11 protein-coding genes and 1 pseudogene are annotated in these 11,542 nt (G+C 60.9%); 9 read left to right on the top strand and 3 right to left on the bottom strand.

The window, feature by feature from the left end; genetic code table 11:
- Positions 1-60 precede the first annotated feature (60 nt).
- On the bottom strand, positions 61-192 hold the full coding sequence (locus tag VSX56_RS11175) for a hypothetical protein (protein WP_350937113.1): 132 nt from the start codon (positions 190-192) through the stop codon (positions 61-63).
- A gap of 69 nt (positions 193-261) precedes the next feature.
- Here VSX56_RS11175 and VSX56_RS11170 point away from each other — a divergent pair.
- The 5 genes and pseudogenes from VSX56_RS11170 to VSX56_RS11150 form a co-directional block, all read left to right on the top strand.
- Positions 262-789 (top strand): annotated as a pseudogene (locus VSX56_RS11170) (IS3 family transposase); the annotation flags it as partial.
- Positions 790-1,063: 274 nt separating this feature from the next.
- Positions 1,064-1,486 (top strand): YeeE/YedE family protein, encoded by a 423-nt coding sequence (locus tag VSX56_RS11165; RefSeq protein WP_339113242.1) that lies wholly within the window; start codon positions 1,064-1,066, stop codon positions 1,484-1,486.
- Positions 1,486-1,890 carry a DUF6691 family protein gene (locus VSX56_RS11160; protein ID WP_350937100.1) on the top strand — a complete coding sequence of 135 codons (405 nt, stop codon included), beginning with the start codon at positions 1,486-1,488 and terminating at the stop codon, positions 1,888-1,890. Before VSX56_RS11165 ends, VSX56_RS11160 begins: the two co-directional genes overlap by 1 nt.
- Positions 1,891-2,056: 166 nt before the next feature.
- A complete protein-coding gene (locus VSX56_RS11155) occupies positions 2,057-3,433 on the top strand; it encodes a uracil-xanthine permease family protein (protein ID WP_339113240.1) in 1,377 nt (458 codons plus the stop codon).
- A 105-nt stretch (positions 3,434-3,538) separates the two neighbouring features.
- A complete protein-coding gene (locus VSX56_RS11150; RefSeq protein WP_350937097.1) occupies positions 3,539-4,543 on the top strand; it encodes an FUSC family protein in 1,005 nt (334 codons plus the stop codon).
- 89 nt (positions 4,544-4,632) lie between these two features.
- Here VSX56_RS11150 and ilvD read toward each other — a convergent pair whose 3' ends face one another.
- The gene (gene ilvD, locus VSX56_RS11145) at positions 4,633-6,474 is read right to left on the bottom strand and encodes a dihydroxy-acid dehydratase (RefSeq protein WP_350937095.1); all 1,842 of its coding nucleotides are present in this window, start codon (positions 6,472-6,474) and stop codon (positions 4,633-4,635) included.
- A gap of 505 nt (positions 6,475-6,979) precedes the next feature.
- On the opposite strand from ilvD, the gene VSX56_RS11140 reads away from it, so the two are divergent.
- Positions 6,980-7,906 carry a lipid A-modifier LpxR family protein gene (locus VSX56_RS11140; protein WP_350937092.1) on the top strand — a complete coding sequence of 309 codons (927 nt, stop codon included), beginning with the start codon at positions 6,980-6,982 and terminating at the stop codon, positions 7,904-7,906.
- 207 nt (positions 7,907-8,113) lie between these two features.
- Positions 8,114-8,734, top strand: a complete 621-nt coding sequence (gene rpsD, locus VSX56_RS11135) for a 30S ribosomal protein S4 (protein WP_350937090.1) — start codon at positions 8,114-8,116, stop codon at positions 8,732-8,734.
- A 127-nt stretch (positions 8,735-8,861) separates the two neighbouring features.
- On the opposite strand, the gene VSX56_RS11130 is transcribed toward rpsD, so the two are convergent.
- The gene (locus VSX56_RS11130) at positions 8,862-9,152 is read right to left on the bottom strand and encodes a hypothetical protein (RefSeq protein WP_339113235.1); all 291 of its coding nucleotides are present in this window, start codon (positions 9,150-9,152) and stop codon (positions 8,862-8,864) included.
- Between the two features lie 348 nt (positions 9,153-9,500).
- Between VSX56_RS11130 and hisC the strand changes: the two genes are divergently transcribed.
- Both hisC and VSX56_RS11120 read left to right on the top strand, forming a co-directional pair.
- Positions 9,501-10,604 carry a histidinol-phosphate transaminase gene (hisC, locus tag VSX56_RS11125; protein ID WP_350937087.1) on the top strand — a complete coding sequence of 368 codons (1,104 nt, stop codon included), beginning with the start codon at positions 9,501-9,503 and terminating at the stop codon, positions 10,602-10,604.
- Positions 10,601-11,524: a prephenate/arogenate dehydrogenase family protein gene (locus VSX56_RS11120; RefSeq protein ID WP_350937085.1), complete on the top strand. Its 924-nt coding sequence runs from the start codon at positions 10,601-10,603 to the stop codon at positions 11,522-11,524. Before hisC ends, VSX56_RS11120 begins: the two co-directional genes overlap by 4 nt.
- The last annotated feature ends 18 nt before the right edge of the window (positions 11,525-11,542 follow it).

Raw genomic sequence — 11,542 nt, 5'->3', positions numbered from 1 at the left:
GGCTGGAAACATACCCACCCTGGCACATCGCGATGCCGTTTGGTGGGGCCATCCACACCATCAGTGGCGGGCACATGCCTCACCGCCAATCTGGCGCACCGCATCTGCCAGTTTCGCGCCTTGGCCCTGCAAAACCTCAACCTGACGCAGCTTCATGACAATATCTTCCGGCTTTTCGCGTTTGCCTGCCATCGAAGTCGTCCTCCATCATACGGGATAAATTATCCCAAAAGGTGGACCACTTCAGTGGGGCAAGACCAGCATCCGGAGCACCGCAAGTATCCGTAATTACTACGAGATCTATCCATTACGCGGCCCGATCACGTCTGGTGTGCAGACATGACTTACATCCCGATGCAACGCGGGTTCCTCTATTTGGTGGCCATCATGGATTGGGCGACGCGGCGGGTTCTATCCTGGTGTGTGTCAAATACCATAGACGTGGAATTCTGCATCGAGGCTTTGGAAGAGGCCATGCAACTGCATGGAAAACCTGAGATATTCAACGCCGACCAAGGCAGTCAGTTCACAAGCCCGCGCTTCACGAAGATCCTCTCGGACGCCACCGTGAAGATATCGATGGACGTACGAGGCCGGTGGATGGATAAAGTGATGATCGAACGGCTCTGGCGGTCGCTGAAATACGAATGCGTTTATCTGAACGCGTTTGAGACAGGCACGGCAGCCCGGCTCGGCATCGGAAAGTGGATGACCTTCTACAACACCAAGCGCCCCCATTCGGCTGAGGTGGCAAAACAACCTTCGCGGCCCATCAAGGCCTCGATCTGAAAGCGGCAGCACGATCAGCAGGCAAGCTTCGCGCCGCCCAAAAACTGTCCGGGAAATGGGGAGCACCTCACGCTTCAGGGGGCAAGATCACACGATGATGCCACGAGCCCGCCATCGTGATGAAAGGTCTGAGAATTCCTGCCCAAACCGTCCAGTTTTCAGCTGGCTGAGCGGGAAAATGGTGAGCGCGTTATTGCGCCCGCGCGGATTTATCATATATTATAAATTGAATTTGTATTATGGAAGATGTCAACGTCAGGAGAGGGCTGCGGAAATGTCGATTGACTGGTTCTGGGGACTTTTGGGTGGCCTCATGATCGGGGGGGCTGCGGTTCTCATGCTTCTCCTCAATGCCCGTATCATGGGGGCGAGCGGTATTCTGGCCGGACTTATGCAACCGGCTGGGGCGGTATTCCGTGAGCGCGTGGTATTTACGCTTGGGCTTGTTGGCGCACCTGCGCTGGTGGCCCTCCTGTGGCACGCACCCGAGGCCCATGTCACCCCGAACTGGCTCTTATTGATTGTTGCGGGGCTTCTGGTCGGGTTTGGCGCGCGCCTCGGTAATGGCTGCACCTCCGGTCACGGGGTATGCGGGATGTCACGTTTTTCGCGGCGCTCGATTATCGCGACGATGGTTTATGTCGGCTTCGGCATGGTTGCCGTAGCAATTGCGCGCCATGTACTGGGGGTGATCTGATGCGTATTCTAATCTCGCTTCTGTCTGGCGTGGTCTTCGGCCTTGGGCTGATGCTCTCGGGAATGACCGATACCCAGAAGGTCCAGGGATTTCTTGATATTTTCGGCGAGTGGGACCCGACGCTGATCTTCGTGCTCGGCGGAGCAGTGCTACCGATGGTGGTGGCGTGGCGTATTGCGGCCAAGCGCGAGCGCTCGCCGCTCGGAGAGCCCTATCCCGCGGCTCCCTCGCACCGGATCGATCGTAAGTTGATCCTGGGGGCGCTGATGTTCGGGGTGGGCTGGGGGTTGGGCGGGTTCTGCCCGGGTCCCGCGATTGCGTCACTCAGCTATGCCGGGCCGGGCGGGCTGGTCTTTGTGATTGCGATGTTCACCGGTATGGCGCTCGAGCGGCGTATCGCCTGATTTCCACTCTGATCCCTATTTGGGCGCGCCAAGCCGGCGCGCTCTTTTTTTTGGCAGAAGTGCGGCGGTTGGGGAAATACGTCTTTCAGTTGCAAGCTCCCATCTTTCCATCCCCATGGCAAACGCGCCCAATCAGGGGGCAATAGCCACCGAGGAGGAGCGCGACATGGCTGATCCCATCTCTCTGATCTACAGGCTGGAGGATCGCCCGCCGCCGGCAAAGGCCGCACTTGCGGGCTTCCAGCATATCCTCGCCGCCATCGTCGGGATCGTGACGCCCACTCTAGTGATCGGCGGGGTGCTAGGCTTAGGTGAGCAGGTGCCTTACCTGATTTCGATGGCGATCTTCGTCTCCGGTGTGGCAACCTTTATCCAGTGTCGCAGGATCGGGCCGGTGGGTTCGGGGCTCCTCAGCCTGCAGGGCACTTCCTTTGCCTTCCTCGGCGCGATTCTAGCCGCCGGTATGGCTGTGAAAGGGCGGGGTGGCTCGCCCGAAGATATCCTTGCGATGATCTTCGGCCTGTCGCTTGTGGGCTGCCTCGTGGAAATCGTGCTCTCGCAATTCATGGACAAGCTCAAGCGCATCATCAACCCGACCGTGACGGGTATCGTCATCACCATTATCGGGCTAAGCCTCGTGAAGGTGGGCTTTACCGACTTTGCCGGTGGCGCGATGGCGGGCGAGAATCTTGGCCAGCCGGTCAACCTGTTGCTGGGCGCGATCGTGACCGTGGTGATCCTGATCTGCACCTTCATGGGCAAGCCCATGCTGCGGATCGGGGCGATCATGGTGGGGCTGATCGTGGGCACTCTGGTGGCCATGGCGCTTGGCATGGTAAATTTCGCGCCGCTTGCCAATGCGCAGATCTTCGCGCTGCCGATCCCGTTCCGTTATGGTCTGAATTTCGACTTCGGGCTCTTCATTCCGATGGCCTTCCTCTATCTGGTGACCGCCATCGAGACCTCGGGGGACCTTACCGCCAGCTCCGTTGTGTCAGGCCAGCCGGTCTCGGGGCCGCTCTATCTCAAACGTATCAAAGGTGGTGTGCTGGGCGATGGGGTGAATTCGGGGATCGCGGCGATCTTCAACACTTTCCCCAACACGACCTTCAGCCAGAATAACGGCGTGATCCAGATGACCGGTGTGGCCTCGCGTCATGTCGGCCTTTATGTCGCGGGTATTCTGGTGATCATGGGCTTCTTCCCGATCCTCGGTGCGATCTTCATGCTGATTCCGAAGCCGGTTCTGGGCGGCGCGACGCTTGTGCTGTTCGGCACGATCGCGGTGGCCGGTATCCGCATCCTCTCGACCCAACCGATGGACCAGCGCCGCGTCTATATCATGGCGGTCAGCTTCGGTCTCGGCCTCGGTGTGACGCTGGTGCCCGAGGCGACCCAGCATCTGCCGACTCTTCTCAAGCAGGTCGTCGCGACGCCGATCACCCTGTCGGGCCTGAGCGCGATCATCCTGTCGCTGGTCCTGCCAGAGCCCAAGACCGCGCCCGAGGCTTCGGATCAGGAGGCGCATGCGCCTGCCGAATAAGGCGTTTCCCGAAAGAAGCTGAGACAGGCCTTCCTTCAGGGGGAGGCCCTTTGACTTGCAGCCTCGCCCGCGGCATCTAGCTATGACCGGATATGGGGGCGCGTGGTGGAAAAGCTGGAGACATTGAACTGGGTGCAGGCTGTGCCTGCCTTTATCGCGCTTTCTGTCGCGACATGGCTCTCGCAGGCAGGAGATCTGTCGCGTCCCGAACAGATCGCTGTGCTGGGGGTAACCTTCTCGGCCTCGACCGGGTTGGGGCGGCAGGTCGCCGGACGGCGTTGGTTGCTGGCGGTGCTGGATGTTCTGGGGAAGGGCTTCGCCATCGCTGCGGGTGTCCTGCTTGGAACGCTGACGCTCGGCGGCGTCAGCCTTGTCTGGCCCGCGATGATCTTGGGGGCCTGTCTGGTCGGGGCGTTGTCGCGGCTCGATAAGGCACTGTGGTGGCTCTCGATCCAGAGCTGGCTGTTTTTCGGCCTTTCGGCGCTATTTTTTGATCAGGCGGAGGCTCCGTGGCAATTGGTTGTGCTGGTTGTGGCGACCCATGTCCTTGTGCTGGGTTTCGAGCATTGCGTGATCCGGGGGCTGCGGTCCTGGTCGGGCTTCCGCCGCTGGGATAATGTGATGGGAGTTGATCACGAAGGGGCGCCGATCCTGACAATGGGGTGGCAGGCGGCACAATCGGGGGTGGCCGTGGCGCTGGCCTTGGGGCTGGCGTTGATGATGGGGCTGTCGCGGCCCTATTGGGCTCCGATGAGCACACTTTTTGTCCTGCGCCCCGACCTGAAGGCCACCCGCGCGAGCCTTGTCACGCGATGTGTGACCACGGTGCTGGGCTGTCTGGCGGCGACGATAGTGGTGATGGTCCTGCCGGGCCATTGGGTGCTGCCGGTCCTGTTCGTGCTGACGGGCACCGCGGCGATCCTGTTTCTACCCTTGGGCTTTCCGGTCTTTGTCGCACTTCTATCGGCCACAATCGTCCTGATGGTCACGATGGGCAATGCGGCCTTGGTCGAGAATGCCGAGGTGCGGGTGATTGGCACTCTGATCGGCGGGGTGATGGCGCTGCTGACCCAGGTCGTGGCGCATGTCCTCTTCCGGCGCGCCGTTTAGCAAATGGAAAAACCCGCCCCTTGCGGGACGGGTTTTGCGCGATATGTCGGACAGGCCTTGCGGCCGGTCCTCCTGTTGGTGCCCCTTGGTTACTGGTCCTCGGGGAGGATACGCACGCCGCCTTTGGCTGCCGAAGAGGCCAGCATCGCGTAGGCTTTGAGCGCGGTCGACACGGCGCGTTTGCGCGGGGCGGCCGGTTTCCACGGCAGCGGACCCATTGCCTCGCGGCGCGCGGCCAGCTCGTTATCGGCCACAGCAAGGTTGATCGTGCGGTTCGGGATGTCGATCTCGATCAGATCGCCATCTTGCACAAGGGCGATCGTACCGCCTTCTTCTGCCTCCGGCGAGACGTGGCCGATGGAGAGGCCCGAGGTGCCGCCCGAGAAGCGCCCATCGGTCAGCAGCGCGCATTTCGCGCCAAGACCTTTGGATTTGAGATAGGAGGTCGGGTAGAGCATTTCCTGCATGCCCGGACCGCCGCGCGGGCCCTCGAAGCGGATCACCACCACCTCGCCTTCTTTCACCTTGCCGGTGAGAATGGCCGAGACGGAATCGTCCTGGCTCTCGAAGACGCGGGCAGGGCCCGAGAATTTGAGGATCGAGTCGTCCACGCCCGCGGTTTTCACGATACAGCCGTTTAGGGCGATATTCCCGAACAGCACGGCCAGACCGCCATCCTTCGAGAAGGCATGTTCGCCCGAGCGGATCACGCCATTCACGCGGTCACGATCGAGTTCCTTATAGCGGTTCTCGGTGGAGAAGGCTTCGGTGGTGCGCACGCCGCCCGGGGCCGCGCGATAGAAGCTGTCGACCTTGTCCGAATTCGAGGTGACGATATCCCATTTGGCCAGTGCCTCGGACATCGTCTCCGAGTGCACGGTGCGGCAATCGGCATGGATCAGCCCTGCGCGGTTCATCTCGCCAAGGATGCCCATGATGCCACCGGCGCGGTGGACATCTTCCATATGGACATCGGCCTTGGCGGGCGCGACCTTGCACAGGACCGGCACCTTGCGCGAGAGACGGTCGATATCGTCCATCGTGAAATCGACCTTGCCCTCATGTGCGATGGCGAGGAGGTGCAGCACGGTATTGGTCGAACCGCCCATCGCGATATCGAGCGACATGGCGTTCTCGAAAGCGTTGAAATTGGCGATGTCGCGGGGCAGGAGGCCCGGCTTCTCGTCCTCGTAATGCGCCTTGGTGATCTCGACGATCTTGCGGCCCGCTTCGAGGAACAGCTCCTTGCGGTCGGCATGGGTGGCCAGAACCGAGCCGTTGCCCGGAAGCGCGAGACCGAGCGCCTCGGCGAGGCAGTTCATCGAGTTGGCGGTGAACATGCCCGAGCAGGAGCCACAGGTGGGGCAGGCATTGGCCTCGAACTCGGCCACTTCCTCATCGGTATATTTGTCATCGGCGGCCACGACCATCGCATCGACGAGGTCTACGGCCTTCTCGAGATCGTTGATGGTGACCTTGCCCGCTTCCATCGGGCCACCCGAAACGAAGATGACCGGAATATTGAGGCGCATCGCGGCCATCAGCATACCGGGGGTGATCTTGTCGCAGTTGGAGATGCAGACCATCGCATCGGCGCAATGCGCATTGACCATATATTCGACCGAATCCGCGATGATCTCGCGCGAGGGGAGCGAATAGAGCATGCCGTCATGGCCCATGGCGATCCCGTCATCGACCGCTATGGTATTGAATTCCTTGGCAACGCCGCCCGCGTTCTCGATCTCGCGGGCAACCATCTGGCCCAGATCCTTCAGGTGGACGTGGCCGGGGACGAATTGCGTGAAGGAGTTGACGACCGCAATGATCGGCTTGCCGAAATCGCCGTCCTTCATGCCGGTTGCGCGCCACAATCCGCGCGCCCCCGCCATATTGCGGCCATGGGTCGATCTGCGGGAACGATAATAGGGCATTGGCTGCTCCCTTTCTTTGGGCAATGGCTTGCGGGGATCACGGACACGAGCCCCGCTTTCGGGGCGCAGCTTTAGCGCAAGCGCGATCGGAAGAACAGGCAAAACCGCCATGCGCTTTCGCAATGTCTCGTTATGTGGGGGAAACGGGACATAAAATTTCGTGAGAAAGGGTGCCATCCCCGCGAGCAGCAAAGGATGGCACCCCCAATGCCCTCCGTGGCAGCGGTAGGGCGGATGTCCGTTACGCGTCTGAAGGTACCCGGCATCACGCGGTTTGGGCCGGTGGTGGATTCGCTTCAGGCTGTCGGAACCTCGTCCATCAAGCACCAAGTACAGGCCGGAGCAAGGGCTTTGCAGGGCTGGCGTGACTTATGAGTCACTGACGCGGCGTTCAGCGTGATCTTGCTGCAACGCAGGCCTCGGGCGCGGTGGCGGCGCAGAGGGAATATCTTGCACGTTTGCCCCGCTGTGGCAGTGTCGGTGCAGGGATAGATAGGGACATCCGATGTGCGCATCCTTCAGACTGATTGCCGGCCTTCTGGCGGCATATGCGGGGCTTGCGGCACCCGCCTGCTCCGAGAACGCTTCGGGCTTCCAGTATCTCGGCTGGTCGCGCTTCCAGTATAACGACCTGATCGGGGATGGTCATGACCGCTGGCAGAGCGGGGGGATCAGTGTATCGGTTCTGGCGGGGCGCGCGCCGGAGGCCACACTTCCCGCGCAGCCCTTTGCCTTGTGGGAGTTCCGCCTGAGCGGGGCGGTGATCGCCCCGCAATCTCTGACCCGCCCCGCCGCGCAGGACCGGCGCTATGTCAGCCGCTCCGAACTGAGCGCGCGCAGCTATTTCGAGCAAGGTGGCTGGCAGGGCATGGTCGGTTTCAGTCTGGTGGGGATCGGTCCGGACACATTGCCCGGCAAAGTCCAGAAAGAGCTGCATGATCTGCTGGACCAGCCCGATCCGAGCGCGGCGCAGGATAACCAGCTGGGTGACGAGATCTGGCCGATGGTCGCGGCAGAGTTGCGCTATCCGGTGGAGCTGGGGCCGCAAACGCGGCTGGTGCCGTTCGTGTCTGGCAAGAGCGGCGACGAGGATCTGTTGACGGCCGGCGTCGATCTGCTGATCAATGCGCCGCAGCCGATGCTGTGGCTGCGCGACGATACGTTGGGCCGGCTCTATATGGGGTTGGGAGATAAATACACCGGCGGAACGACCTTCGGGCTGGGCGCGGACGTGACCCATGTCGGCCATAGCAATCTCTTCCCTGAAGGCGGCGTCGAGGCGGAGGACACACGTTACCGGCTGCGTGCCTTTGTCAGCCATAGCTGGGACAATATGCGGTTGAGCTACGGGGCGACATGGCTCTCGGAGGAATATGTTGGCCAGCCCGAAGGGCAGGTCGTGGGCGATCTGCGGCTGGATATCCGGTTCTGAGCGCGGCGGGCTTTTCTCGCCTGAATCCCCGGAGGCGCCCGTGTTTGGCGTTGACAGTGGGGAAGGTGGCTGTATAAGCGCGCGGATCGGTGGCGCAGGCTGCCGGTTTTTCATTGGTGTTGGTGGATCTCGCAAGAGAAAACCTGTCGCCGGTCGCAAGGCCGGAGGAGGACAACGCCCTTCGGAACTTAGAGAAGGAGATCAGCCGTGACCAAACGCACGTCTGCCAAGTACAAAATCGACCGCCGCATGGGCGAGAACATCTGGGGCCGCGCCAAGTCCCCGGTCAACCGTCGTGAATACGGTCCGGGTCAGCACGGTCAGCGCCGCAAGGCAAAACTGTCGGACTTCGGTATCCAGCTGCGCGCCAAGCAGAAGCTGAAAGGCTACTACGGCGATCTGACCGAAAAGCAATTCCGTCGCATCTACGGCGAAGCAGAGCGTGTTAAAGGCGATACCGGTGAGAACCTGGTGGGTCTGCTCGAGCGCCGTCTGGACGCGGTTGTCTACCGCTCGAAATTCGTGCCGACCGTCTTCGCGGCCCGTCAGTTCGTCAACCACGGCCACGTTCTGGTCAACGGCAAGCGCGTGAACATCCCCTCCTACCGCGTGAAAGAGGGTGACGTGATTGAAGTTCGCGAGAAGTCCAAGCAAATGGCTCTCGTGATGGAAGCGCAAGCTTCGGCGGAGCGTGACATCCCCGACTATCTGGAAGTCGACGGTTCGAAACTGACCGCGACCTTCACCCGTACCCCGGGTCTGTCGGACGTTCCGTATCCGGTTGTCATGGAACCGAACCTCGTCGTCGAATTCTACGCAAAGAACTAAGGGCGTGGGCCTTCGGGCCCCCCTTCGTCTTTGCCGATTACGATCGAAATACGAAAAGCCGCAGTGGATCACTGCGGCTTTTCACGTTTTCAAAGGGTCTGTTTCGCCGCTGTGGCGACGGCTGGCTTCAGCCGTCGTTGAACATGCTGAGGAATGACCAGAGCTGTGCATGGGCTTCCTTCTGGAAATAATCGCCGAAGTCCCCGTTCTGGAGCTTTTCGATATAGATGGCTGTATTCGCTTCGTTATTCAGCCGCGGACGGCTGTAGGAACTCGAGCGATACGCGATTTCCTCGGCACCGCGGCGCAAGGCGCGCTCGGTTCCGGGGGTCCAGCGCTCGTCGATCCGGCCGACAAAGAGCTGGTAACGGCTCAGGGTCTTCTTGACCGCGATCCGTTTGTCCTTGGGTAAGGACATGAAGACATCCTGCAGGCTGTCGGCCCTTGCCAAGGATGGTAGGCCCAATGCGCAGAGGAACGTCGTCGCAAAGGCCAGTGGGGGGGCCGTATATATCAGTGCATGAGACATTTTCTGTTGGAGCTCCTTTCGCCTGATAACGCGTAAGTTGTGAATTCTAAATGAGGCGTAAATCTGTCAACGGCGGAGCGATAAGCGGGGTGTAATTTTAAAACTTGAGTTAGTTTTTCATAAATATGTGGGGCATCTCCCACGCAATCCGGCCAATTCGGAACACTGGTCAAAGATTGCTGGAAAATCACTTGGACCGCAGATAAAGAGACGGCGCAAGATGAGGGTAGATGCATCATGAATGACCAAATTCAACCGCAACCCGGAATTATGGATATCGCGCTCTACGAGGGCGGGGCGTCCAAAGTGGCTGGCCGCACGGATGCGGTGAAGCTCAGCTCGAACGAGAACCCGTTCGGGCCGTCCGATAAAGCCAAAGAAGCCTTTGCGCGTTGTGCCCATTCGATGCATCGATATCCATCCACCGACCATGCGGGGCTGCGTCAGGCCATCGGGGATGTCTATAAGCTCGATCCGCAGAAGATCATCATTGGCGTGGGCTCGGACGAGATTATCCACATGCTCTGTCAGGCCTATGTCGGCGCAGGCTCCGAGGTGGTGTTCACCGAGCACGGTTTCCTGATGTACCGCATTTCGACCATGGCTGCCGGTGGCACGCCGGTAGAGGTGAAGGAACGTGACCGCACGACCGATGTGGATGCGATCCTCGCGGCCTGCAACGAAAACACCAAGCTTGTCTTTATTGCCAATCCCAACAACCCGACGGGCACGATGATCGCGCCTGCCGAGCTGGAACGTCTGGCCCGTGGCCTGCCGGAGCAGGCCATTCTGGTGATCGATTCCGCCTATTCCGAATATGTGGAAGGCTATGATGGCGGCGCCGATATCGCGACCCGTCTGGACAATGTCATCATGACCCGCACCTTCTCCAAGATCTATGGTCTTGGCGGGTTGCGTGTGGGCTGGGGCTATGGCTCGAAAACCATTATCGACGTGCTCAATCGCGTGCGCGGGCCGTTCAACATGTCCACCGCGCAGCTGGAAACCGCCGAGGCCGCCGTGCGCGATCAGGACTGGCTTGAACGCTGCCGCAATGACAATACCCGTCTGCGCGCATGGCTGGCCGAGGCGCTGGCCGAGAAGGGCGTGCCGTCGGATACCTCGACCGCGAATTTCATCCTCGCCCGTTTCACCTCGCCCGCCGAGGCCGAGGCCTGCGACGAGTATCTGAAATCCGAGGGCATTATCGTGCGCCGTGTCGCCAGCTACAACCTGCCGCATTGCCTGCGTATCACCGTGGGCGACGAGCCGTCCTGCCGCCGGGTGGCCCATCTGATCGGCCAGTTCAAGGCACAGTTCATGGCAGGTGATCTCTCATGATCTTTCCGAAAGTCGCGCTGATCGGGATGGGGCTCATTGCCTCTTCCGTGGCGCATGCGACCCGCTGGAAAAAGCTTGCCGGTTCCGTCGCGGGCTTTGACCGCGACGCGGAGGTGCGCGAGACGGCCCGCGAGATCGGGCTCGTGGATACGGTTTGTGACAGTCTGGCCGAGGTGGTGCGCGATGCCGATCTGGTCATGCTTTGCGTGCCGGTGGGCGCGATGGGCGCGGTTGCCGCCGAGATCGCCCCGCATCTGAAGTCGGGCGCGATCGTCACCGATACCGGGTCTGTCAAACAGGCCGTGGTGGAGGCCGTGGGTCCGCATATCCCCGAGGGTGTGCATTTCATCCCGGGGCATCCGCTGGCCGGCACCGAGCAATCGGGGCCGCGTTCGGGCTTTGCCACGCTCTTCGTCAACCGCTGGTGGCTGCTGACGCCATCCGAGGAGACCGAGCCTCAGGCGCTGGCCTTGCTGCGCGCCTATCTCGAGGGGTTCGGGGCGAGCGTTGATACAATGGATGCACCGCATCACGATATAACACTGGCGGTGACCTCGCATTGCCCGCACCTGATCGCCTATACGATGGTGGGTGTGGCTGACCATGTGCGCCGTGTCAGCCATCAGGAAATCATCAAGTATTCGGCCTCGGGCTTTCGCGATTTCACACGGATTGCGGCCTCCGATCCGACAATGTGGCGCGACGTCTTCCTGACCAACAAAGAGGCGACGCTGGATATCCTGGGCCGCTTCGCCGAGGAGTTGTTCGTGCTCCAACGCGCGATCCGCACTGGTGATGGCGAGATGCTGCACGAGTATTTCACCCGCACCCGCGCAATCCGCCGCGGCATCATCGATGCGGGGCAGGATACCGATGCGCCCGATTTCGGGCGCCAGCCGAAGCCATCCGAAACGATGTAATGGAAAAGGGCCCCGAGG

The organism is Thioclava kandeliae (assembly GCF_040297545.1).
GTDB lineage: Bacteria > Pseudomonadota > Alphaproteobacteria > Rhodobacterales > Rhodobacteraceae > Thioclava > Thioclava kandeliae.
This window is presented reverse-complemented; position numbering and strand designations above follow the sequence as displayed.

Coding starts and splice junctions, on each gene's coding strand:
- VSX56_RS11120 (WP_350937085.1), top strand. CDS start 10,601: ATGATCTTTCCGAAAGTCGCGCTGATCGGGATGGGGCTCATTGCCTCT.
- VSX56_RS11165 (WP_339113242.1), top strand. CDS start 1,064: ATGTCGATTGACTGGTTCTGGGGACTTTTGGGTGGCCTCATGATCGGG.
- hisC (WP_350937087.1), top strand. CDS start 9,501: ATGAATGACCAAATTCAACCGCAACCCGGAATTATGGATATCGCGCTC.
- VSX56_RS11160 (WP_350937100.1), top strand. CDS start 1,486: ATGCGTATTCTAATCTCGCTTCTGTCTGGCGTGGTCTTCGGCCTTGGG.
- VSX56_RS11130 (WP_339113235.1), bottom strand. CDS start 9,152: ATGTCCTTACCCAAGGACAAACGGATCGCGGTCAAGAAGACCCTGAGC.
- VSX56_RS11140 (WP_350937092.1), top strand. CDS start 6,980: ATGTGCGCATCCTTCAGACTGATTGCCGGCCTTCTGGCGGCATATGCG.
- ilvD (WP_350937095.1), bottom strand. CDS start 6,474: ATGCCCTATTATCGTTCCCGCAGATCGACCCATGGCCGCAATATGGCG.
- VSX56_RS11175 (WP_350937113.1), bottom strand. CDS start 192: ATGGCAGGCAAACGCGAAAAGCCGGAAGATATTGTCATGAAGCTGCGT.
- VSX56_RS11155 (WP_339113240.1), top strand. CDS start 2,057: ATGGCTGATCCCATCTCTCTGATCTACAGGCTGGAGGATCGCCCGCCG.